Annotated in this window: 19 protein-coding genes; 11 read left to right on the forward strand and 8 right to left on the reverse strand. The window is 62.2% G+C overall.

The annotated features are described in order from the left end of the window. Nucleotides 1-206: 206 nt before the first annotated feature. From ACIOU9_RS02395 to ACIOU9_RS02410, 4 genes are all read right to left on the reverse strand, one after another. Entirely contained in the window at nucleotides 207-1,652 is a 1,446-nt protein-coding gene (locus tag ACIOU9_RS02395) for an RNB domain-containing ribonuclease (RefSeq protein WP_105657518.1), read from the reverse strand. 121 nt (nucleotides 1,653-1,773) lie between these two features. Then, complete coding sequence (locus ACIOU9_RS02400; RefSeq protein ID WP_105657517.1) at nucleotides 1,774-1,995, reverse strand: DUF3107 domain-containing protein; 222 nt, start codon at nucleotides 1,993-1,995, stop codon at nucleotides 1,774-1,776. A gap of 64 nt (nucleotides 1,996-2,059) precedes the next feature. Next, nucleotides 2,060-2,683 (reverse strand): TetR/AcrR family transcriptional regulator, encoded by a 624-nt coding sequence (locus ACIOU9_RS02405; RefSeq protein ID WP_105657677.1) that lies wholly within the window; start codon nucleotides 2,681-2,683, stop codon nucleotides 2,060-2,062. Between the two features lie 138 nt (nucleotides 2,684-2,821). Next, nucleotides 2,822-4,141 (reverse strand): glutamyl-tRNA reductase, encoded by a 1,320-nt coding sequence (locus ACIOU9_RS02410; protein WP_105657516.1) that lies wholly within the window; start codon nucleotides 4,139-4,141, stop codon nucleotides 2,822-2,824. Nucleotides 4,142-4,289: 148 nt separating this feature from the next. Between ACIOU9_RS02410 and hemE the strand changes: the two genes are divergently transcribed. From hemE to hemL, 8 genes are all read left to right on the forward strand, one after another. Continuing rightward, nucleotides 4,290-5,345, forward strand: a complete 1,056-nt coding sequence (gene hemE, locus ACIOU9_RS02415; RefSeq protein ID WP_332594821.1) for a uroporphyrinogen decarboxylase — start codon at nucleotides 4,290-4,292, stop codon at nucleotides 5,343-5,345. Nucleotides 5,346-5,451: 106 nt separating this feature from the next. Next, complete coding sequence (gene hemG, locus ACIOU9_RS02420) at nucleotides 5,452-7,044, forward strand: protoporphyrinogen oxidase (RefSeq protein WP_166650727.1); 1,593 nt, start codon at nucleotides 5,452-5,454, stop codon at nucleotides 7,042-7,044. A 92-nt stretch (nucleotides 7,045-7,136) separates the two neighbouring features. Further along, entirely contained in the window at nucleotides 7,137-7,823 is a 687-nt protein-coding gene (gene hemQ / locus ACIOU9_RS02425) for a hydrogen peroxide-dependent heme synthase (protein WP_105657676.1), read from the forward strand. Further along, nucleotides 7,820-9,025 carry a ferrochelatase gene (locus ACIOU9_RS02430; protein WP_133833702.1) on the forward strand — a complete coding sequence of 402 codons (1,206 nt, stop codon included), beginning with the start codon at nucleotides 7,820-7,822 and terminating at the stop codon, nucleotides 9,023-9,025. Before hemQ ends, ACIOU9_RS02430 begins: the two co-directional genes overlap by 4 nt. After that, nucleotides 9,022-9,996, forward strand: coding sequence for a hydroxymethylbilane synthase (gene hemC, locus ACIOU9_RS02435; protein ID WP_133833703.1), 975 nt, complete (start codon nucleotides 9,022-9,024; stop codon nucleotides 9,994-9,996). Before ACIOU9_RS02430 ends, hemC begins: the two co-directional genes overlap by 4 nt. 9 nt (nucleotides 9,997-10,005) lie before the next feature. Then, on the forward strand, nucleotides 10,006-10,797 hold the full coding sequence (locus tag ACIOU9_RS02440; RefSeq protein WP_133833704.1) for a uroporphyrinogen-III synthase: 792 nt from the start codon (nucleotides 10,006-10,008) through the stop codon (nucleotides 10,795-10,797). 62 nt (nucleotides 10,798-10,859) lie between these two features. After that, nucleotides 10,860-11,843 carry a porphobilinogen synthase gene (hemB, locus tag ACIOU9_RS02445; protein ID WP_402695961.1) on the forward strand — a complete coding sequence of 328 codons (984 nt, stop codon included), beginning with the start codon at nucleotides 10,860-10,862 and terminating at the stop codon, nucleotides 11,841-11,843. A 4-nt stretch (nucleotides 11,844-11,847) separates the two neighbouring features. Next, a complete protein-coding gene (hemL, locus tag ACIOU9_RS02450; RefSeq protein WP_402695962.1) occupies nucleotides 11,848-13,155 on the forward strand; it encodes a glutamate-1-semialdehyde 2,1-aminomutase in 1,308 nt (435 codons plus the stop codon). 176 nt (nucleotides 13,156-13,331) lie between these two features. On the opposite strand, the gene ACIOU9_RS02455 is transcribed toward hemL, so the two are convergent. The 4 genes from ACIOU9_RS02455 to ACIOU9_RS02470 all read right to left on the reverse strand — a co-directional run bounded on the left by ACIOU9_RS02455 (nucleotide 13,332) and on the right by ACIOU9_RS02470 (nucleotide 16,875). Further along, nucleotides 13,332-14,180, reverse strand: a complete 849-nt coding sequence (locus ACIOU9_RS02455; RefSeq protein WP_332489383.1) for a MetQ/NlpA family ABC transporter substrate-binding protein — start codon at nucleotides 14,178-14,180, stop codon at nucleotides 13,332-13,334. Between the two features lie 103 nt (nucleotides 14,181-14,283). After that, nucleotides 14,284-14,949, reverse strand: a complete 666-nt coding sequence (locus tag ACIOU9_RS02460; RefSeq protein WP_105657507.1) for a methionine ABC transporter permease — start codon at nucleotides 14,947-14,949, stop codon at nucleotides 14,284-14,286. A 3-nt stretch (nucleotides 14,950-14,952) separates the two neighbouring features. Next, a complete protein-coding gene (locus tag ACIOU9_RS02465) occupies nucleotides 14,953-15,945 on the reverse strand; it encodes a methionine ABC transporter ATP-binding protein (RefSeq protein WP_105657506.1) in 993 nt (330 codons plus the stop codon). A gap of 246 nt (nucleotides 15,946-16,191) precedes the next feature. Next, nucleotides 16,192-16,875 (reverse strand): 3'-5' exonuclease, encoded by a 684-nt coding sequence (locus ACIOU9_RS02470; protein WP_105657505.1) that lies wholly within the window; start codon nucleotides 16,873-16,875, stop codon nucleotides 16,192-16,194. A gap of 88 nt (nucleotides 16,876-16,963) precedes the next feature. Here ACIOU9_RS02470 and ACIOU9_RS02475 point away from each other — a divergent pair, with 88 nt between their 5' ends. From ACIOU9_RS02475 to ACIOU9_RS02485, 3 genes are read left to right on the forward strand one after another with little or no spacing between them, the layout of a single operon-like run. After that, the gene (locus ACIOU9_RS02475; protein ID WP_166650728.1) at nucleotides 16,964-17,353 is read left to right on the forward strand and encodes an MGMT family protein; all 390 of its coding nucleotides are present in this window, start codon (nucleotides 16,964-16,966) and stop codon (nucleotides 17,351-17,353) included. Then, nucleotides 17,350-20,562: an ATP-dependent DNA helicase gene (locus ACIOU9_RS02480; RefSeq protein WP_133833705.1), complete on the forward strand. Its 3,213-nt coding sequence runs from the start codon at nucleotides 17,350-17,352 to the stop codon at nucleotides 20,560-20,562. Before ACIOU9_RS02475 ends, ACIOU9_RS02480 begins: the two co-directional genes overlap by 4 nt. Beyond that, nucleotides 20,559-23,876, forward strand: a complete 3,318-nt coding sequence (locus tag ACIOU9_RS02485; RefSeq protein WP_105661508.1) for an ATP-dependent DNA helicase — start codon at nucleotides 20,559-20,561, stop codon at nucleotides 23,874-23,876. Before ACIOU9_RS02480 ends, ACIOU9_RS02485 begins: the two co-directional genes overlap by 4 nt. Nucleotides 23,877-23,898: the final 22 nt, after the last annotated feature.

Consider the following 23,898-nt stretch of genomic DNA (forward strand, 5'->3'; position numbering starts at 1 on the left):
AGCCAGGAGCATGCGGATACCGCACGAATCCAGCGGAGCCGATCGCTACTTTCACGTTAGGTGGCTTGGTCAAGCACCTGCGGGATGGCGGCCGCTGGGAAGTCGCCATAAAACTGTTTCATCTATCAGCCCATTGCGATCGGGCATCCTATTTACTAATAGGCCAAGCATAGCCGGTTTTGCCCGGAAACCCGGGTTTAGGAGTCTCAGGCCACGATTTCGAAGCTGATCTTGCGGGCCACGGGATCAGCTTGGACCAGCTTTACGCGCACCAAGGTGCCCGGCTGGGCGGAACCGGAAAACTCTCCGGTGACCGGTTCATCGGCCAGCTGCAGCACTCCGGGACGAATCTTTCCATCTTCCTTTTGCTCGGCTGACTTCAGCACGATGGCTTGGAATTCTTCCCCGACACGTGTTTTGAGCACATAGGCTTCGAGCAGGTCGACGGCCGCATTGTTCACCCGGTTGGCGGCAATGCTGCTGGTACGCATCAGCCCGGGCAGCTCTTCCAGGGCCGAGGCGAGCTGCTCGGGGATCGGTTGGCCGGTGGAAAGCAGGTGGCAGGTGAGCAGCACGAAGCGGTCCACGAGCCGGCGCAGCGGCGCGGTGGTGTGCGCGTAGGGTGCCGCCAGTGCCGCTTGGATCAGTTCCTCTTCGGGCTGCCCGGCTATGACCCGGTAGTCCGCACCGCGGAACAGCGCGGCGGCACGATGCATGATCACCAGTTGCTTCGGGTCGCTGACATCCAATGCATGCAGGTACTGCCCATAGCTTTGCGTTGCGTCCCACGGCGTGCCCAGCAACTGGGTCTGGGTGCGGAATTCCTGCTGGTCCGCTTCATCCGGTGCGGGCATGGTGCGCAGGATGCCCACACCGGCCTCGAGCATGATGCGGGCCGCGGCTATGCCGGTGAGCAGGGAAATCTGCGCGTTGTGCCCTTCCAGGGGCAGCGGGGTGCGGCTGACCAGCTTGTAGCCGTCGCCTGCTTCTTCAATTTCCTGGTCCGGCAGGTTCAATGAGGCGCCGCCGCGCAGTTGCTCCTGCAGCAGGCGCGCAGCACCGATTTCGGCGAGCAATTCCAGCTGCTCATCGGGTTCCCCCGAATCCAGCCGGGCCTGGGCGGAGGCGTAGTCGAGCTGGGCGCGGGAACGGATGCGCGCGCGGTTCAGCTGGACCTCGCCCAGGGCGCCATCGGCATCCAGGGAAATTTTCCAGTGGAAGGCCGGCCGGTCCTGGTCTGGCAGCAGCGAGCCCTGGTCTTCGGAAATCAGGGGCGGGTGCAAGGTGATCTTGCGGTGCGGCAGGTAATAGGTCTGACCGCGTTGGCGGGCCACCTGGTCCAGCTGGCTGCCCAAGGTCACGAACGCGGGAACGTCCGCGATCGCATAGTGCACGGTATAGCCCTGGCCGTTTCGTTCAAGGAACATCGCCTGGTCGAGATCGGTGGCGCCGAGCGGGTCAATGGTGAAGAACGGGATGCCGGTGGCGTCTTCTTCGGGGTGCTGGACCTGGGCTACCGCCAGTTCCGCGGCTTTCAGGGTTTGCTCGTCGAAGGGTGCCGGTACCTCGAACTCTGCTTCAAGGCCGAGCAGTAGCTGGGCCAGCGAGTTGGCGGGAACCGGGCGGGGGCTGCGGATTCTTCGTTCAGTCACCCCTTAGCAATACCATGACTCGGTGAGTCAAATCACCATTTGGGCGAAGAAATAGCCGGTTTCGCTTCTAAGCGAAACCGGCCACCAGCTGCCAAGGCGATGCCTCGGCGCGCAACAAGCTCTACTGTGCGAAGCCGACGCGGCGGACTTCTTCCGGGCCAACCTCAACGTAAGCGATGCCAGCAGCAGGCACCAGGACCTCGCGGCCCTTTGGATCCTTCAGTGCCAGAACGGTGCCGTCGGCGATCGCCTTCGAGACCAGCTCATTGACTTCGGCGTTGCTGAGCTCGGATTCAAGTACAACTTCGCGGGCTACATTCTGAATGCCAATGCGGATTTCCATGATTGTCGCAGATCCTCTCGAACGAAATAGGTGTCCCGTATGGGGCCTCTGAACACTAATTTAGCTAGTTTTCTTTCGGGAACTGCGAAATTCCGCGCCAAGCTAAACGGGAGATGAGATCCACGGCGGCATTCTGGTCCACCGAGGAGCTGCTGGTGGCCCAGTAACGCGCCGAAACCTGGGAGAGGCCTGCCAGGGCACGGCCTGCCAGCAGGCCTTCCTCCTCGCTCATGTCGGTATCTTCGACCACGACGCGGGCGATGGAGGAAGCCAGCGAACTGTTGAACTGCTCGATGCGATGGGCGATCAGCGGGTCCGAGAGCACATCGGATTCGAAGATCAGGCGGTACGCCTGGGATTCGCCCTTGATGTAGCTGTAGTAGGTGTTGATGGTGGCGAAGACGCGCTCGCGATTGTCGCTGGTGGAGCGGATCGCTTCATCCAGCTGACGGCTGAAGTCGGCCAGGTGCGAATCCAGCAAGGCGAGGTAGAGTTCGCGTTTGCCGGGGAAATGCTGGTAGAGCACCGGTTTGGAAACCAGAGCGACTTCAGCGATTTCGTCCATGGACGCACCATGGTACCCATGGGCCACGAAAACCTGGTGCGCTGCCTGCAGCAGCTGGCGACGACGCGCTTCACGGGGCATCCGTTGCGGGCGGGTGCCTTTGATATTTTCGAGTTCCGTCATGTCGAATGGGGCCTTTCCAGCTGCAGAGTGATCAGCTCCCAAGTCATCAAAGGAATTCTCGGGTGGATAATCTACTTGGAAGTAGTATTCCATGCTTCTGTGCGGAAAGTGGAAATATGCTGGGGGAAATCAGGTTTTCTACGCTGATTTGGCTTCCGGGGCGGCTGGACAGTTGCCCAGGGCCTGCGTAGTCTCCGATTTCCCGGGCTCCGGCTGCGAGAGCTCCAAGCCGTAGAGGGTTTCCAGGGCCGAGACGTATTCGCCGGTGCGGCCTTCGCCTGCCAGTTCGCGGGCACGCACGGTAGGCACATGCAAAAGCTGGCGCACCATGCGGCGCATGGCCAGCTCGACTTCCTCGGCCGCGGCGCTGCAGCCGTGCTGGGCACGGACCTTCGCGATCTCGGCATCCAGAACGGCTTTGGTGTGCTGGCGCAGCGCGACAATCGCGAAGTCGGCCTCGCGTTCACGCTGAGCGGCGGCAAATTCTGCGGTGGCGTTCTTGACGATGCGGCTAGCCGCGTGAACGGCCATGGCCTGCTCGGTCGGGGCGGCCATGCGCACCGATTCCAAGGTAATCAGTTCAACATCGGGCAGTTCGACCATGGTCGGATCGAAGTCGTGGGTGAGCGCCATGTCGATGGCGATCAGCGGGTGCTTCTTCACGCGCAGCGCTTCAAGCTCTGCACGGGCCAACTGGTGACCGCCGCCGGAGCAGCCAACGATGATGTCAGCTTCGCGCAGGGCCTGCGGCAGCAATTCGTCGCTGAGCGGGAAACCGCCGCGCTTCGCGGTGAAATCTGCGGCGCGCCCGGAATGCGAGTAAACCGAAATGCGCTGGACGCCGCGTTCCTTGAGCAACGCCATGGTGGCGCCAGCGTAGGAACCGGTGCCAAAGAGCACAACATCCTGCTCGGACCAGTCGCGGCCTTCAGTGGCCAGTTCTTCGGCCAGATCGAGGGCCACCGAAACCACGGACTTGCCCTGGGTGCCAAGGTCGGTATTCGAACCGACATCCTTGGCCGCGCGGGTGGCGTTCTGGAACAGGCGGGTGAGGTTGCTGGTTGTGGTCTTCTCTTGCTGCGCCTGGGTCAGTGCTCGACGCACCTGGCCAGCGATTTCGCGTTCGCCGACAACGGCCGAGTCCAGTCCGGCGCCTACGGAGAAGAGGTGCTCAACTACCGGGTCGCCTTCCAGCGTGGTGAGACGGCGGGCCAGGAATTCGGGGGAGAGGTCGGTGCTTGCTGCCAGCTCGTTGACCAGATGTTCTGCTGCGTCCTCCACGTGGTCCACGTCTGCGTAGACTTCGAAGCGGTTGCAGGTGGCCAGCACGACGGCGCCATTGATAGCCGCCGAACCGTTAACGGAGGCAGCTGCCAGCCCGTCGGCCGAAGCACTGATTTGTGCGACGGTCTCCAGATCGAGCTGGGAATGCGATGCGACAAGAGATAAGAAAACCACAGTGACCCCAGAATAGGCCGGAAAATACCGGCAGACAACGCAGGTGTGCCTAAATCCGCATGGTTCCAAGGGGTTAGTTTGCTCACCTTCCCCTGCGGGCGAACGCAGTAAATGGGCTTTTAATCTGAAGAGTTGGCAGAATTGGGGCATGACCCTGTCGCAGAACCATCCGTTGATTGATGGACGTACCCAAGATTCCGCTTTGATCCACGCTTTGACCGGCAAGAAGCCGTCGCATCACCCGGTGTGGTTCATGCGCCAGGCTGGCCGTTCGCTGCCTGAATACCTGAAGCTGCGTGAAGGAGTGAGCATGCTCGACTCCTGCCTTGACCCTGCCATGGCCAGCGAGATCACCTTGCAGCCGGTGCGCCGCCACAAGGTGGACGCCGGCATCTTCTTCTCGGACATCGTCATCCCGCTGCGCCTTGCAGGCATTGGCGTGGACATCGTGCCAGGCGTTGGCCCGGTGCTGGACACCCCGATTCGCACCAGGGAGCAGGTAGCTGCCCTTCCGGAGCTGACGGACGAGTCGCTGGAACCCATCCGCGAAGCCGTGCGCTTGACCGTGGCCGAGCTGGGCAAGACCCCGCTGATCGGTTTCGCCGGTGCGCCATTCACCGTGGCCGCCTACATGGTCGAGGGCAAGCCAAGCCGCGACCACCTGGGCCCGCGCACCATGATGCACACCGACCCGGATGTCTGGGACGGACTGATGACCTGGGCTGCCGACGCCTCGGGCAAGTTCCTGCGGGCGCAGGTTGAAGCCGGCGCCTCGGCCGCGCAGCTCTTCGACTCCTGGGCTGGTTCGCTCTCGCTTCCGGACTACCAGAAGCACGTCGCCCCGTACTCGGTGAAGTCCCTGGACTACGTCCGCGACCTGGGCGTGCCGTTGATCCACTTCGGAACCGGCACCGGCGAACTGCTCACCGCCATGCGCGATGCTGGCGTGGATACCGTGGGCGTGGATTACCGCATCCCGCTGGAAACCGCGATTGAACGCTTGGGCCAGGACGTTTCGGTCCAGGGCAACATCGACCCGGCGTTGCTCGATGCCCCGTGGGAAGTCCTCGAGGCGCACGTGCGCGAAGTGGTTGCAGCAGGCAAGAAGGCCCGCGGACATGTGGTGAACCTGGGCCATGGCGTTCCGCCAACCACCGACCCAACCGTGTTGACCCGTGTGGTGGAGCTCATTCACTCGCTGTAATTCAACAGGTCTAAGCTAGGTTTAACGCTGTGTTCCAACTGGCCCTCGAGGCCATGGGCAGGGAACAGGGCATCGGCATATTGTGAAGGTAGAAGGTGCTAGGCACGTGAGCAAGGAACAGCGCAATCTGCGCGCAGGGGATTCAGCTGAAGCCACCGGCGCGTCCAAACCGCGACGCGATATTGCCAACGATGCCGCAGCGCATGCCTTGCGCCTGCTGGAAAAGGTACGCAGCGCCAGCGAAGCACGCCTAGCGAAGAGCGAATCGGCCGATCAGGCCCAGAAGCCATTGGCCCCGCATGCGGTGGTGATCGGTGGCGGCATCGCCGGCCTGGTCGCTGCCCGTGAACTTCGCCAGACCGGACACGAAGTGACCGTGCTGGAAGCAACCGCGAACTTCGGTGGCTGCGTGCGCACCACCGAAGTTGCCGGCATGGAGATTGATGCTGGCGCGGAATCCTTCGCTCTGCGTGGCGGCATTGTTTCCTCCTACCTCGACGAGCTGGATCTAGGCGGGCAGATCGCCAGGACCTCCGGAGAGCGGGCCTGGCTCATCCAGGGGGAAGAGCAGGAAATCCATGCTCACCAGATGCCTGCCACCGCAATGCTGGGCATCCCGGGCAATGTGCGCACCGACGAGGTGCGCGGCATCATTGGCCGACCGGCCACCGTGCGTGCCGCAGCGGATCTGATCACGCCCATGAACAAGAAGTGGGCCACGGAGAACCTGACCATCGCTGAAGTGGTCCGTTCCCGCATGGGACAGGCGGTACTGGACCAGCTGGTGGCCCCGGTCATCAACGGCGTCTATTCCACCGACCCTGCCAAGATTTCCATTGACGCCGCCGCGCCTGGCCTGCGCCAAGCCATGCAGGAGACCGGTTCGCTGGCCCGCGCCGTCACCCGGCTGCAGGCTTCGGCTCCGGCTGGTTCCCGTGTGGCTGGCCTCAACGGCGGCATGTACACCATGGTCGAAGCCCTGGTGTCCCAGCTGGAGCAGGCTGGCGTTGCGCTGGTGCGCAATTCGCCGGTGACCTCCTTGCGCCACGATGCGCAGTCGCCAACTCCGTATGCAGTCACGACCTTGGGCCATGAACTGCTCGCTGACCGGGTAGTTCTCGCGACGCCGGCCGAGCCGGCACTGGACCTGCTGAACCCCCTGCTGGCACCAGAAGAGCGGATCGCCGGCGAAAGCGGTGCCAATGCCATTGCCTTGGCGATCCTGGTGGTCGATAAGCCGGAACTCGATGATGCCCCGCGCGGATCGGGTGTGCTGGTCTCCAGGAACGCCCCGCTGACGGCCAAGGCGCTGACCCATTCCACGGCCAAGTGGCCCTGGCTCGCCGCAGAGGCCGGCCCTGGCACCCACGTACTGCGCCTGTCCTTTGGACGAATCGGCGAACATGAGCAACTTGTCGAATCCGGAGATGATTCAGCTCTCATCGACCAGGCAATCAAAGATGCTTCAAAGATTCTCGGTGTTCAATTGCATCTTGATGATGTCTTGGGAAGCACCGTTTCACGCTTCAGCGACATGGTTCCGCTGCAGGGCCAGGCCGCTACCACGCGCCGCGCGCAACTGCAGCGCAGCCTGTCGGGCTTCGAAGGGCTCGATGTGGTTGGCGCATGGATTGCCGGCACCGGACTGGCGCGAGTTATCGCCCAAGCCCGCAGTGCCGTCGCGATCAGCGCCCGCTAACCGCACCCGGGCCAACTATCCTGGACTTTTGTCCGAAACCAGATCAAGGAGAATATCAAGTGAGCAACGCACCGGAGCATAATTCCCCAGTAATTCGTGAACGCGAAAATGCAGGAGAAAACCCGACGTTCTTCTACACTCTCTGGACCATTTTCAAGCGTTCGGAAATTGTCGAGCGTTCCGAGGCTGCTGCCGCTGAATTCGATGCGCTGGTCGCCGAGCTGGCCGCCGAAGGCGCCACCGTGCGCGGCATCTACGACGTTTCGGCCATGCGCGAGGACGCTGACGTGATGTTCTGGGTGCACGGGCCATCGGCCCAGCTGCTGCAGGCATCGATGCGCAAGATCCGCCGTTCGGCCCTGCTGGCCGGCACCGAAATCGTTTACTCCACCATGGCCGTGCACCGTGAAGCGGAATTCGCCAAGGACCACTCGCCAGCGTTCGCGCGCGGCCTGGATCCGAAGGAATGGATGACCGTTTACCCATTCGTCCGCTCCACCGAGTGGTACACCCTGGATCCGGCGGCCCGCGGCAAGATGCTGCGCGACCACGGCATCCTGGGCCGCGAATTCCCGAACGTGCTGGCCAACACCGTAGCGGCCTTCTCCTTCGGCGACTACGAATGGCAGATCTGCCTCGAAGCCGACGACATGATCGATCTCGTCGACATGATGCGCCACCTGCGCTACACCGAAGCTCGCCACCATGTGCGTGAGGAGACTCCGTTCTACACCGGCCGCCGCATCTCGGCAGCTGAAGCGCTAGAGGTACTGAAGTGAGCCAGGCCTTTGACCCCCGCGAGGGATATGACCGCAACGGCCAGATGATTCCCAAGTCCTACGATGCCATCTTGCTGGCATCCTTCGGCGGACCGGAAGGGCAGGATGATGTCATCCCGTTCCTGCGCAAGGTCACCGAGGGCCGCGGCATCCCTGACGAGCGCCTGGAAGAAGTTGCGGTGCACTACCGCAAGAACGGCGGCGTCTCGCCAATCAACGCGCAGAACCGTGCACTGAAGGCCGCGCTGGAGGCAGAGCTGGCTACCCGCGGCATCGACCTGCCCATTTACTGGGGCAACCGCAACTGGCACCCGTTTATCGACGACACCCTCAAGCAGCTGGCTGCCGACGGCCACCGCAAGGTGCTGCTTATGGGCACCGGCGCCTACTCCGGCTACTCGGCCTGCCGCCAGTACCGCGAGGATGCGGGCATGGGCCTAGTCAACACCGGGCTGGACGGTGTGGTGGAAGTGGACAAGCTGCGCCAGTTCTTCGACACTCCTGCCTTCGTGACGCCCTTTGCGCAGTCCTTGCGTTCCTCGCTGGCCAATGTGCGTGCGCAGCTGGCCGAAGCGGGCAAGGAAGACGGGGCGATCAAGATCGTCTTCGTCACCCACTCCATTCCGATGGCCGACGCCGAGGCCGCAGGACCCGAAGGTATCCGGGCCGCAGGCTACGGGAATCTCTACACCAGCCAGCACCAGGCGGTGGCCAACTACATCCTGTCCCAGGTGGAGGAGGCCAAGGGCCTGGAGCACAGCCTGGTCTACCAGTCCCGCTCCGGGGCACCGCATGTGCCATGGCTGGAACCGGATATCAACGACGCGCTGGAAGAGGATGCCGCAGCCGGTGTCGCCGGCGTCGTGGTCGTGCCCATCGGCTTCATCTCGGACCACATGGAAGTCATGTGGGATCTGGATACCGAAGCCAAGGACAGCTGCGCCCAACTGGGCCTGGCCTTTGACCGCGTCGCCACCCCGGGCACCCACCAGGCGTTCATCTCCGGACTGGTGGACTTGGTCGAAGAACGCCTGGCCGGCCCCGATGGCAAGGCCCTGCGCGCCGGCCGCACCTCGGTTCTCGAATGCGGCCCATGGTTTGATGTCTGCCGTCCGGGCTGCTGCGAGAAGCGCGCCCTGGACGGAACCTTGCGCCCGACCATCGGCGCAGTCGATTCAGAAGTTGGTGTACCCCAGCCATGACCGAAGCATTTCGCGTAGGAACGCGCGGCAGCGCGCTGGCGACCACCCAGACCGGATGGGCCGCGCAGAAGCTGGCCGGGATTTCCGGGTTGGCCGCGCAGACCGTGCTGGTCAAGACCGAAGGCGATGTGGTGACCGGCTCGCTGGCCACCCTCGGAGGCACCGGCGTCTTCGCCGCCGCGCTGCGCCAGCACCTGCTCGATTCCGGCTGCGACCTGGCCGTGCACTCGCTCAAGGACCTGCCCACTGCGCAGCCCGAGGGCCTGGTCCTGGCCTCGATCCCGCCGCGCGAGGATGTCCGCGATGCCCTGTGCTCGCGCGACTCGCTGGGCTTGGACCAGCTGCCCCAGGGTGCGAAGATCGGTACCGGTTCGCCGCGCCGTGCAGCCCAGCTGCTGGCCTACCGCAGCGACTTCGAGATTGTCGATATCCGCGGCAACGTCCCCACCCGCTTAGGCCGGGTCAAGGGTGTCGGGAAGACGCTGGATGATGGCAGCGTGGGCCGCGGCACCCAGGGTGACCTGGACGCGGTGATCCTGGCAGCTGCCGGGATGCGCCGCCTGGGCTTGGACAAGCACATCACCGAGTACCTGGATCCCTCCATCATGCTGCCCGCCCCGGGCCAGGGCGCCTTGGCGCTGGAAACCCGTACCGCGGGCACCGGCCACGGCGCATTGGATGCGGCTCTGGCGCAGTTCGATGATGCCGCCACCCGCATGCAGGTGGAGGCCGAACGTGCGCTGCTCTCCGAATTGGAAGCCGGCTGTGCTGCCCCGATTGGCGCCTTGGCCCATATCGAGGGCGATGAGCTGGTCCTCGAAGCGGTGGCCTGCAACCCCGATGGCTCGCAGACCATGCGCCGCAGTGCGCGGATCTCCTGCAGCACGGCGGATGCAGCACAGCAGCTGGGCCGTTCGCTGGCGCAGTCGATGATCGCTGATGGCGCTGCCGTAGTTGCCGGGCTGGCCTAGTTCCGGACCATGGCTTATCAAGCACTGATCCTGCGCAACCCGGCACGTGCCGCGGCCACCGTGCAGGAATTCGATCGGCTGGGCATCACCTCGTGGTGCGCCCAGCTGATCGAAACTGTTTGGCCCGCCGACCGCAGCGCATTGCAGCGCATGGCCAGCGATCTGGTCGCCGGAGACTACTCCTGGCTGGTCTTCACCTCGGTGAATACCGTCAAGGTGGTGCAGCAGGTGCTGGCTGGAGCGCTCCTGCCGGAGCAGCTGCGTCTGGCCTCGGTTGGAGAGAAGTCCACCGAGGCCATCAAGCGGCACTTGGGCCGCAGCGTGGACTTCGAAGCTGAAGAGCAATCGGCTGCCGGCATGCTTGCGGCATGGATCCCTGAGCCGGGTGCCAGGATCTGCTATCCGCACGGCGATCTGGCCAGCTCCACGCTGGCTGATGGGCTGGGCAAATACCCGGTGCAGGTCAACGAATTCATTGCCTATGAAACCGTGGATGCCCCGGCGCCCGGCACCCCGGTCTCTGAGCCGGAAGCGGCAGCCGGACTCAACGTCCTACCGGCGAACCGGATCGGTGACAGACTGGAAGAACAGGATTTGGTGGTCTTCTCGGCGCCCAGCGTGGTCCGCCGCTTCGTGCAGCTGGCAGGGACGCAGCTGCCCGGGAAGCTGCAGACCATCGCGATTGGCCATCCAACGGCCCGGGCTATGGAGCGTGCCGGGCTGCCGGTGCATGCCGTGGCCTCCGCTCCCACCCCGCAGGGCCTGGCCCGTGCGGCCCAAGATTTGCTCCGGCACCGGTAACTCCGGGACCGGAAGTGTGCACAACGGAATAAGAAGTTATGAGAACTGGAGAAAGAGGAGCCATGGGTTTCCCTCAGCATCGCCCGCGCCGGTTGCGGCAGAATCCTGCCATCCGCCGCCTGGTGGCAGAAAATGAGCTTTCGGCACGCCAACTGATCTTGCCTGCCTTCGTGCGCGAGGGACTGGTCGAACCCAACGAGATCACCTCCATGCCGGGGGTCTACCAGCACACCATGGACTCGCTGAAGGCTGCCGCGGCGTACGCGGCCGAGCTGGGGCTGGGTGGCATCATGCTCTTTGGCATCCCGGAAGTACGCGACGAGAACGGCTCGGTCGGTCTGGACCCGCAGGGCATCTTGAACCGCGGCATTGCCGCGGTGCGCGCCGAGGTAGGCGATGAACTGGTGGTCATGTCCGATGTCTGTCTGGATGAATTCACCTCGCACGGCCATTGCGGCGTGCTCGATGCCCAGGGCAACGTGGATAACGATGCCACCTTGGAAATCTACGGTCAGATGGCCGTGGCCCAGGCCGAAGCCGGCGCCCACATGCTGGGCCCGTCGGGCATGATGGACGGCCAGATCGGTGTCATCCGCCAGGCACTGGATGCTGCCGGGCGCCAGGATGTCTCCATCCTCGCCTACAGCGCCAAGTACGCCAGCGCTTTCTACGGCCCGTTCCGCGAGGCAGTGGACTCCCAGCTGGTGGGGGACCGCCGCACCTACCAGATGGATTCGGCCAACCGCAGCGAAGCGGTGCTGGAAGCTGAACTGGATATTGCCGAAGGCGCGGACATGATCATGGTCAAGCCGGCCATGAGCTACCTGGATATCGTGCGCGATATTGCCGATATTTCCCCAGTTCCAGTCTCCGCCTACCAGATTTCCGGCGAGTACTCGATGATCGAGGCCGCCGCCGCCAACGGCTGGATTGACCGCAAGGCGTCCGTGCTTGAATCGCTGCTGTCGATCAAGCGCTCCGGTGCCCAGCAGATCCTCACCTACTATGCAGCCGAAGTTGCCGGCTGGCTCAAGGAAGGCAAGTAATAACATGTCGAACTCTGAAAAGCTTTTCGCCGAAGCCCGCGAAGTCATGCCAGGTGGCGTGAACTCCCCGGTGCGCGCCTTCGGTTCGGTCGGCGGTGTTCCTCCTTTCATGGTCGGCGCCAAGGGCGCATACCTGACCGACGCCGACGGCAAGGAGTATGTCGACCTGGTGTGCTCATGGGGTCCGGCACTGCTGGGCCACGCCCACCCGGAGATACAGACTGCAGTGCACGCGGCCGTGGACCGCGGTTTGTCCTTCGGCGCATCCACTCCGGATGAGGCCAAGCTCGGCGCGCTGATCAAGTCCCGCATGGGCGGGGTGGAACGCGTGCGCATGGTCTCCACCGGCACCGAAGCCACCATGACCGCCGTCCGCCTGGCCCGCGGCTACACCGGCCGTGACCTTGTCATCAAGTTCTCCGGCTGCTACCACGGCCACCTCGATGGCCTGCTGGCCGACGCCGGCTCGGGTGTTGCCACCCTGGCCTTGCCAGGTTCCGCCGGCGTGACCGCTGCCACGGCAGCAGAGACCTTGGTGCTGCCCTATAACGATCGCGCCGCCATCGAGGCCGCCTTCGCCGAGCACGGTGCGAATATCGCTGCGGTGATTACCGAATCTGCTCCGTGCAACATGGGTGTCGTAGTTCCAGAGGACGGATTCAACAAGTTCCTGAAGGAAACTACCGCCAAGCACGGCGCGCTGCTGATCCTCGACGAGGTCCTCACCGGCTTCCGCGCTTCCTCATCGGGCTACTGGGGCCTGACCGGCAAGGAAGAGGGCTGGAACGCAGACCTCTACACCTTCGGCAAGGTCATCGGCGGCGGTTTGCCCACCGCGGCCCTGGGCGGACGCGCTGAGGTCATGGACTACCTGGCACCATTGGGTCCGGTCTACCAGGCAGGCACGCTGTCGGGCAACCCGGTAGCGATGGCTGCCGGCATCGCCCAGCTGACCCACGCGACCGAGGACGTCTACGCGCACCTGGCCAAGCAGTCCGAGGCGCTGCAGGGTGCCATCACCGAATCCTTCAATGCCGCTGGCCTGGACCACTCGATCCAGCGCGCCGGTACCTTGTTCTCGGTAGCTTTCGGCACCTCCGAAAGGGGAGTGCGCAACTACGCTGACGCGCAGGGGCAGGAAGCCTTCCGCTATGCACCGTTCTTCCACTCGATGCTGGACTCCGGGGTGTACCTGCCGCCAAGCGTCTTCGAAGCATGGTTCGTCTCGGCGGCCCATGATGATGCCGCAATGGAGAAGATCTTCGCGGCCCTCCCAGCAGCTGCCCGGGCCGCTGCGGCCGCCACGGCCTAATTGCAGGCTCCCGAGGGCAACAGCCAGGGCCAGGCAGGCACCGTGAGGTGCTTGTCTGGCCCTGGCTCATTTAAGCCTGGAAAGACGGTGGGAAACGGAACTGCCCGAGTTCCGTATACGGAACTCGGGCAGTCAAGGTTCAAGCGTTCGGGAATGCCCCGTGGCTGGAAACCGGATTAGAAAGCGGCGATAACGCTGCCGTCGGTCCAGGTCTTCTCGATGTAATCGCGGACCTCATCGGAGTGCAACAGCTCTTCAAGCTTCGCAACAGCCGGGGTCTCTTCGCCGTCGCGCCAGGTCAGGAAGTTGGCGTTGGGGTTGTTCTCGCCCGACTCCTGGGCAAGCATCTCTGCTTTGTCCAGCTTGGCCTGGACGATGTAGTTGCCGTTGATGACCGCCAAGCCGATGGAATCATCGGACTTGTAGTACTGGACGACCTGCTCGGCGTTGGCGTCAGTGATTTCGAGGTTCAGCGGGTTCTTGTCCGCGTTGCCGTTGACGGTCAGCAGGGAATCATCATCGCTGAGGTTCTGCAGCAGCCCTGCTTCTTCCAGGACGCGCATGCCGCGGATCTGATTCACCGGGTCGTTGTTCAGCAGTACCTTGGTGCCTTCTGCGACGTCCTTGGCGTCCTTGAACTTCTTCGAGAAGACGGTCATTGGCTCCACATGAACGCCAGCGCCGTGCGCGAACTCGTAGCCCTTTTCCTTCATCTCGGTAGCCAGGTAGGCCTCGGTCTGGAAGTAGTTGGCATCCAGCGAGCCGTCGGCAAGTCCGGTGTTCGGGGTGACGTAGTCATCGATCTCCATGACTTCCAAGTCGATGCCGGCTTCCTTCGCCAAGTTCTCATCGATGAAGTTCAGGATGTCTGCCTGTGGGACCGGGCTGGCGCCTACCTTGATAACCGTAGGGTTTGCCGGATCCAGGGTCGCTGCAGCATCAGCAGTTGGTTCGCTGCTGCCGCAAGCAGTCAGGGCGAATGCGGTGGCAACACCGGTGATGGCGAGTGCGAGTTTCTTGCGCATAACTTGTCTTTCCTTAGGTAGAGCCGTGAGGCACGATGCGAGTGGATTTGCCGTGTCCTCAGCGGTTCCACGGCTCCGCCGGATAGACCGGCGGAAGTTTTGACTAGCGGTGATCGACCTTGCGGGCGATCGCATCACCGATGACCTGCACCAGCTGGACCATGATCACGATAATCACGATGGTCGCAAGCATGATGGGCATGTTGTAGCGGACGTAGCCGTAGTTGTAGGCCAGACGACCCAAACCGCCACCGCCTACCAAGCCAGCCATCGCGGAGTAGCCGATCAAGGTCACCAGAGTGGTGGTGACGGCCGAAATGATGCCGGGCATGGCTTCAGGCACCAGGACCTTGCGAATGGTTTGCAGCTTGGTGGAACCCATCACCAGCGCGGCATCGACCTTGCCAGCGGAAACATCGCGCAAGGCGGTTTCCACCAGGCGGGCGAAAAATGGGACCGTGCCGATGGTCAAAGAGACCGAGGCAGCGATCGGGCCCAGCGCGGTGCCGATGAGCATCGCGGCGAACGGAATCAGGGCGACCATTAAGATGGCGAACGGGACGGAACGGGTGATGTTCACGATCACCGTGGAGAGAATCGCGTTTAGCCAGCGGACCGGCGCCAGTCCGCCTTTGCCAGTGACATGCAGCAAGATACCCAGCAGCAGTCCGATGATCACGGTGATCACACCTGAGATCAAGACCATCTGCAGGGTTTCGACGGTCGCTTGGCCTACGGCCTTGAGTACGGTGGGGGTGAAGAAATCCATTGATTACTTGGCTCCCTTCACGGTTACGGCGATGCCGGTGGACTTCAGGTGGTTCACGATTGCATCCAGATCCGCGTCGGGAGCCAGCTGCAGGCGCAAGTGCGCGTACTGCTGGTTGCCAAGCTGCTCGACCGAACCAGCCAAGACATTGACATCGGTATTGAACAAGCGGGCAATGGAAGAGATGACAGGCTGGGTCGCCTGGCCGCCGGTGTAGAGCAGGTCCAGGATCGGTCCTTCGCCCTCGATGCGTGGTGCGTCGCCCGGAAGCGGGAGCAACGTGGAAGCCAAAGTGCCTTCGGCGTTGGTGATGACCTGTTCGATATTGCCGTGCTCCACGATCTTGCCGCCTTCCAGCAGCGAAACGGAATCGCAGGCTTGCTTCACGACGTGCATTTCGTGGGTAATGATCAGCACGGTGATGTTCAACCGATCGCGCAGCTTCTTGACCAAATCGAGGATTTCATCGGTGGTCTTCGGATCCAAGGCACTGGTCGGCTCATCACAGAGCAGGACATCCGGATCGGTGGCCAGCGCCCGGGCGATACCAACGCGCTGGCGCTGGCCACCGGAAAGCTGGGATGGGTACCCTTTGGCGAACCTGGTTAGGCCCACGAGCTCCAGGAGTTCAGCGACCTTGGCATCAATTTCGGCTTTGGGCATGCCACCAAGCTCCAGCGGGTATGCCACATTCTGCTCGGTGGTGCGCGAGTCGAAGAGGTTCGCGTGCTGGAAAACCATGCCAATTCGACGTCGCGCATTCCGTAACTCGTCGGTGCTGACGTTGGTCAGCTCCTTGCCGTTAACGGCAACGGTTCCGGATGTAGGCTGATCGAGCAAGGTCAAGCAACGGACGAGAGTGGATTTACCCGCTCCGGAATGTCCGACGATGCCATGAATTTTCCCGGTAGGGACTTCAAGGCTGACACCATCAAGGGCAACAACATCCTTGCCGTCTTGCTGGTAGACCTTGCGCAGGTCACTGACTGTGATCACTAGGCGTGTTCCTTCAGATTCTCAAAGGGTGTAGAGAGTACCCTCCATTGAATCATCATCGAACAAAATCGCCCGAATCAAGGGGAAATTACAGTCAAGATTCTTAGTATGAGGTCTTAATGGGGGAGCCTTCGAATATAATTTGTTGATTTGTGACAGAAAATGAACGATTGGCTTCCGCATGGTGGTCGCGAGGCCTGTTGACCCCATGTGAAACGGGGCACAAGAAGCTGATTATTTCAATCTTTACGACTCGGTGATAGGCCAAGCGCCGTCGACAACAGCTTCAGGCTTCGTCTTGCGCAAGTATTTCTGGAAACTTTCTGCCTGTTCTTTCGCCCAACCGATCTGCCAGCCGTGCAGCACCATCGGATCTACTTGCAACTGCGGATAGCGTTCGCCCAGCTGGCGAGCGACCTCGACGCAGGCAACTGCATCGGCCAACGAGGTGTGCGCATTTTCGAGGACTACACCGTAGAACTCGCAAGCCGCCGCAAGGGTGCGCTTCCCCTTGCGGAACTTGTCAACCTGCTTGTCGATGATGAACGGATCGATCACATTGCCCGGGAAAAACGGCTCAAGGTCGTAGCGAACGGCTTCGCTGTAGAGCACTGAGAAATCGTACGAAGCATTAAAAGCAACGATTGGCGCTTGCTCCGAGGCGAACTTCAGCAAATTCAAGATCTCCTGAACGGACTGTTTCGCCGGGGCACCGTCGGCGCGGGCTTTCTCGGTGGAGATTCCGTGAACTGCGGCCGCGGCCTCTGGAATCTCGACCCCGGGGTTTACCAGCCACTCGCGGTTGTTCACCACTTTGCCATCGGCATCCAGCAAGACAACCGATGCCGTAACGATGCGTGCAGTATTGGTATCAACACCAGTGGTTTCCAAATCAAAGCCAATTGCCAGGCCCTTGTGCCATTCAGTCATGGATATAACGCTACAGCCAAGGCGGGACAGGACGGCCCTGCGAATTGCGTGTTGTGGAGTCCTGCAAGCTAATTGGCAGAATAGGGCTATGACATCTGACGCAGCCGAAAAGCCCCTGGACTATTCAGAGGCGGTGCATCGCCTCGCAGCACTCGTCCCGGCAGGGGCGGTGCTCAGCTACAAGGACGTGGCAGAACTTCTCGGAAGCGGGGGAGCACGCCAAACGGGCAAGGCGATGGCAAGCGCGCCGGAAGGGACACCATGGTGGCGGATTATCCGCTCCAACGGTTCCATGGCCGATGCGCTTGCCGAAGCAGCAGAACGGCACTGGATCGCAGAAGAACTGGCAGCACCTGGCCGTCACGTGAACATGAATAGATACCGCTGGAACCCCAACGACTGGGCGTGGGAAAAAATTGACGCGCTGCGTACGGCGCTGGGCAACCCCAAAATGTCCGAGATGGATGATCAACTATGAGTATGGAAGAGACCCGAAGCCAGCCCCGCGAAGAAGCCACCTCGGTCCTTGGCCACTTGCATTCGGTGGAAAGCCCGGTCCTGGTCACTGGGGCTCCGGGTACCGGCAAGACCCATCTGCTCATCGACACCGCGGTGGCGCACCTTGACGCCGGGCTCGATCCGCAGGCCCTCTTGATCATCGGGCCAACTCGACTGACCGCTGCCTCGATCCGTGATGAGCTCAGCCGCCGAGCAGAACGGACTTTCACCGAACCGGTGGTTCGCACCTGGTCGGCTTATGCCTTTGACTTGATCCGCCGTGCCCGCGTTGAAGGACTCTTGCCCCAGCTCGAACGCATTCCCCGCTTGCTCTCCGGTCCGGAACAGGACACCCTCATCGGCCACCTGCTGGAAGGCCATGCCGAAGGCCTCACCGAAGGACCGCAGTGGCCAAGCGAACTGGCGCTGGCAGTAGGGACTCGCGGCTTCCGCAAGGAAATCCGCGAGTTCTTCGACCGTGTTTCAGAGCTGGGATTGGAACCTGCAGACATCGCTGACCTCGGCCAGCAAGCCAACCGCCCCGAATGGCACGCTGCTGCGCTGTTCTACCAGGAATACCGCGACCTGCTGGACTTGGGCAGCGCCGAAGCCTTCGACCCGGCAGGGCTGATTACCCGGGCGGCACAAATTCTGGAAGACAATGAAGCGTTCCTGCACGCAGAACAGGACCGGTTGGCCCTGATCCTCGTGGATGACCTGCAAGAAGCCACCCTGTCGCAGCACCGCCTCCTGGCTCTGCTCGGCAAGGACCGCGCCATGGTCGCTTTCGCTGCACCCGACAGCGTAGTTCAGGGATTCCGCGGTGCCCGCACCGATGAATTGCATCGTTTCGCACAGAATTACGCGAGTGCTGGCGAAGCGACCTGCCTCGAACTGACCCACGGCTATCGAATGTCTGGACAGATCACCGAGGCATGGAAACGGATCGTCAGCCGCGTGCCGCTGGCTGCAGGCTTGCGCGGACGAGCTATTGAGCCGTTGAACGTGCCGGAACACGAACTGTGCCAGGCACTGGTATTCGAGAATTCCACCTTGGAAGAACGTTTCATTGCCCAGCGGATAGTGCATCTGAACCTCTACGAGAACCGCAGCCTCGCTGAAATTGCGATTGTGGTGCGCAACGGTTCACAGGTGCGCTCCTTCAGCCGTTTTCTTGAAGGCCAGGGAATCGGCGTGCAGGTGCCGCCGGCCGAAATTCCATTGAAGGATGAAGGTGCGGTCCGTCCGCTGCTTGACCTGTTGAACTTGGCGTTCAGCGATTCTGTCACCGATGACCCGCTCCTGATGCAGAACCTGCTGCTGTCGCGTTATGGGATGAGCACTGCCTTGGAAATCCGCCGGATCCGCCAGCTCTTGCGCCAGCAGGAAGCCGCAGCCGGCGGACGCCGCTCCAGCCAGGAGTTGCTTGAATCCTGCCTGCGTGAACCGGCAATGGCCGAGAAATTGGGCAAGCCGGGTTACGGATTGAACCGGCTGCTGAAGATGTACTCCGCGCTGCAAGACGAACTGGCCAGCGGAACCGCTACACCGGAAACAGCGCTCTGGGTGATGTGGGAGGCCTCGGGCCGGGCAAAGGCCTGGCGCGAAGAGGCCCTGGGCACCGGCACTGCCGCCCGCCGCGCAGATCATGACCTGGATGCTGTCCTGTCGCTTTTCCAAGCCGCAGAACGTTTTGTGGATCAGCTTCCCGGCGCCAGCGTCCAGCAGTTCATCGAGCACATCTTGCAGCAGGAATTGCCCATGGACTCCTTGGCAACCCGTGCTGCCGGTGGGCAAACCGTCACGGTTCTCACTACCGCTGCCGCTGCCGGAAAGCAATGGCCAGTGGTCTTTATCCCCGGGCTGCAAGAAGGCTCCTGGCCCAACCTCCGGCTCCGTGGCGAGCTGCTCGGTTCCAATGCGCTCGCCGACGCCGCGGAGCATGGCATTGAATTCCTGGCCACCCGAACGCCAACGCATCTGGTACGCCAAATCCGCAACGACGAATTGCGCAGCTTCAGCAATGCCGTCTCCCGTGCTGGAGACCAGCTGATTTGCACGGCGGTCGATAACGAAGACAGCCAGCCTTCCTCTTTCCTGGATCTGGTCGAGCCACCGGGGCCAGAAGGCAGGGAACCAACCGCGGTTCCGCGCATCCGTTCGCTTCCAACCTTGGTGGCAGAGCTGCGCAGCACCGCCGAGAGAGCCAGGGCCGCCGGCCTTGGGGCAGCGCCAGCGCCGGACGATGTGGAAGCAGCTAACCTGTACCAGGACGCCACCCACGTGCTTGGACGCCTGGCTCAGGCAGAGCGCCCGGTGCGAGGAGCGCATCCAAGTTCCTGGTGGGGGTTGCGCGAACTGACTACCCATGAACCGGTTATCCCGGAAGACCAGCCTCGGCGGGTGTCACCGTCGAAGGTGGAAACCCTGGTGAAATCGCCGCTGAACTGGTTTGTGCAAAGCGCTGGTGGAACCGCTGCCCGCGATTTCGCGGCCTCCTTGGGTACGCTGATCCACTCCATCGCCGAAGAGCATCCCGATGCAAGCGGAAGCGAATACCAGCAGATCCTGGAGCAACGCTGGCCAGAGCTGGAAAAACTGGAGAACTGGGAAGGTCAAAGGGACTTCGACCGTGCCAATAGCATGCTCAAGAAGTTCGCCGCCTACTGCGTCACCATGCGCCAAGAAGGACGCGAACTGGTGGCTCGCGAGATGCCGTTCCAGATCGAGGTCCCGGCCCCTGACGGCACGCATATCCAGCTTCGCGGAATTATCGACCGCGTCGAAGCTGACGCCAACGGCAAGGTGAGGGTCGTTGACCTGAAAACCGGTTCCACTGCGCCATCCAAGGACGCAACCTTGGAACACCCGCAGCTAGGCGTCTACCAAACCGCAATCCAGCTCGGCGCGTTGCAAGATCACGAGGAAACTGCAGGACTCCCGGATGAGCCAGCCGGCGCATCCTTGGTCTACGTCGGTACCAGCACCAAGGGCGCCTCGGTCCGTGAACAACCATCAATTGGTGAAGGGGACTGGGCCCGCGCGCTCATCTTCGAAGCTGCCTCGCTGATGGGAAACAGTGAATTCATCACCCGGCACGTTTCGGGAGCCGCAGGGATCCTCGGCAACTGCACGCTGCCTGAAATCTGCCCTTTGTGCGCCCAAGGACGACAGGTCACCGAACCATGAGCAATATCAGATTCACTCCAGAAGAACTCTCCGCAGCCCTGGGCGAGCAGTTTCCGCCCACCGCGCAGCAGGCTGAGATAGTCGCTGCGCCATTGGAACCGATGCTGGTCATCGCCGGCGCCGGCTCGGGCAAGACCAAAACCATGGCGGATAAAGTCGTCTGGCTGGTAGCCAACCAGCTGGTCCGGCCGGAAGAGATTCTCGGGGTGACCTTTACCCGCAAGGCAGCGGGAGAGCTTTCCGTGCGTATCCGTGCCAAGATCGCGCAGCTTGTGGCCACCGGTCTGCTCAGCCCAGAAGAAACCCGGGACTTCCTTGACCCTGCGGTATCCACCTACCACTCCTACGCCAACACCCTGGTCCAAGACCATGGGCTGCGGCTTGGCCTTGAAGAAGACAGTGCCTTGTTGGGCGCGGCCCAATCATGGCAGGTGGCCCACTCGGTGCTGGAAAGATACACCGGCAACTACGAGCACCTGAACAGTGCCACCAGCACACTGATTGATGCCATCGTTTCCTTCAGTTCGGAAGCATCCGAGCACTTGGTCACCGCACCTGAGGCCCATCAGTGGATTGATGACCTGGTGGCACGCCTGCGCACCTTGCCGATGGACGCAGAGAAGCCCAAGAAAACTACCCAAGCAGCCCTCAAGCTCATCGACAAGCTGGCTTCACGTGCCACCATCGCTGAGTTGGCTGAAGAGTACGCCCGGGAAAAGAAGCGCCTCGGGGTGATGGACTACGGCGACTTGGTGGCCCACGCAGCGCGTATCGCCCAGGAGGTGCCGGCAGCTGCGCTCGCCGAACGGGCTAGCCACAAGGTGGTGCTGCTGGATGAATTCCAGGACACCTCGCACGCGCAGATGGTGCTCTTCTCTCAACTCTATGGCGAAGGCCATCCGGTCACCGCGGTGGGTGACCCTAACCAATCCATCTACGGATTCCGCGGGGCTAGTGCCGGTCAGCTGTTCCGATTCCCAGAAGTCTTCCCGATTGTTCGGGACACAGGCCGGGACGTCGCCCACGTGAAGCACCTGACCATCGCATGGCGCAATACCGTCAACGTGCTCGCGGCAGCGAATAGCATCACTGCCGGCGGGCCGCAGCATCAAGGCCCGGTCTCGGTCAAGCCCTTGGATTCCTCGGCGCATGCCAAGCCAGGTCGTGTGGTGCTCAACCGTTGCGCAACGGTTCGCGACGAGGCAGACGCCATAGCCGACATGATTGTTGCCGAGAATAGGGCATCTTCCGAGCCGAAGACCAGTGCGGTGCTCTCGCGAAATCGTACCCAGTTGAGCATCATGGGCGAGGTGCTCGCTGAGCGGGGCATCAAATACCAGCTCGTGGGACTATCCGGATTGCTGAGCACCCCTGAGCTCACCGACCTGGTCTCGTACCTGCACGTGCTGGTTGACCCGCTGCGCTCCGACAAGCTCATGCGCTTATTGGCTGGAGCGCGCTGGCGGCTGGGTGCCGCAGACCTGATGGCCTTCGCCGATTGGTCCCGCCAGCTGGAACGGCGGCGAGCCCGCGGGCTGCAGCCAGACCCGGCAGAAAGCGAAGAGGCGCAGAGCCCCGAAGAAGCAGTGACCGAGGCGGCCCGCGCCGAACTCAATGATGCGGCCAGCCTCGTCGAAGCACTGGACTTCCTGCCCAGGGAAGGGTGGACCAGCAATGACGGCAGGACCATTAGCGCAGCGGGCTACGAGCGCTTGGCGGCCCTGCGCGATGAACTCGCCGGCCTGCGGCTGCTGGCCAATGACGACCTTGAAACGCTGATTCGCGAGACCGAACGCGCCATGAACCTGGACATCGAGGTGGCTGCCCGTCCGTGGATATCTCGAGACAAGGCGCGAGCCAACCTCGATGCCTTCGCCGATGTGGTACGCGAATACTGCCGCAATGCGCCACGCGTTGAACTGTCCGGCTTCTTGATGTGGCTGGAACAGGCCGCCGAAAAGGAAAAGGGACTACCGCTGCCAAGCGAAGATGCTGACCCCGCGGCAGTCCAATTGCTGACGGTTCACGCGTCCAAGGGATTGGAATGGGACATCGTGGCGGTGATGACCTTGAACGACGGGGTGTTCCCGGGTTCCAAATCCGACCGGTGGACCAGCGGTGACAAAGCGCTGCCCTGGGAAATCCGTGGCGACGCCCGCGACCTGCCCCAATGGGACACCGAACAGCCGGCCTTGAAGGAACTGCTGGAAGCCGAATCGGTCTTCAAGGACCAGGTAGAGGACCACCACATTGCCGAAGAGCGTCGCCTGGCCTATGTTGCGGTGACCCGCGCCAAGTCATTGCTGATTTGCAGTAGCAGCGTCTGGACGAGCACCCGTACCAAGCCAACCGAGCCATCAGAATTCTTCACCTGTTTGCTTCCGCTGGCCGAAGGCGAGGAACCCCAGGCGGAGATCGGGGTCTGGGTGAAGGACGAAGAAGCGCCGGAACAAAACCCGAGCACTTTGACGCCCCTTGAAGCGCTGTGGCCGTACGATCCATTGGAAGGCCCCGTCGTCACGGGGGGAGTGCAAAAGACTCCATACCCGTATTCACGGCGCAATGTCATTGCGGAAGTGGCGAAGGATCTCGAATCCGTTCCAACAGATCATGAGCCGCTGACCAGCTTCGGGAGGCAGTGGGCTGAAGAAGCCGAGAAACTTCTAGGCCAGCGCGAGTTCTTGGCTGGCCGTGAGCGCAGCATCGAGGCACCAGAGCATGTGCGTGCTTCATTGTTTGTCGAGCTGGCCGAGGACCCGGTTGGGGTACTGGAAAACCTTCGACGCCCGGTGCCGCGTCGACCGGGGCTCGCTGCACGGCGCGGTACCGCGTTCCATGCCTGGATTGAAGAGTTCTACGAGAAGACGTCAATGCTTGATCTGGGAGACCTGCAGGATCCGGCAGATGGCTATCTTGATGAGGCGCTGGACCTTGAATCCATGAAGGAAGCGTTCCTATGCAGCGAATGGTCCAAGCTGCAGCCGGCCTATGTCGAGGTTCCATTGGAGACCCGTGTGGGTCCGGTGGCTGTGCGTGGCCGCATTGATGCCGTCTTCCGGATGGACGACGGTACGTGGCTGATGCTGGACTGGAAAACCGGTCGAGTTCCTAGCGGCAAGGATCTGAAGAGCAAGCTGGTCCAGCTCGCGGTGTATCGTCTGGGCTGGTCACGCCTGCACGGAATCCCGCTAGAGGAGATCAAGGCCGCCTTCTACTATGTGGCGGCGGGCATTACGATCCACGCGGAGTATCTCTCCGATGAGCAAGAACTGGAACAGATGATCAGCAGCGCGTTTGAACAGCTCGAAGGCTAGCCGCTCAGGACGCTGGGAAGTC

The sequence above is a fragment of the Glutamicibacter sp. NPDC087583 genome (genome assembly GCF_044743685.1).
Lineage (GTDB): Bacteria > Actinomycetota > Actinomycetes > Actinomycetales > Micrococcaceae > Glutamicibacter.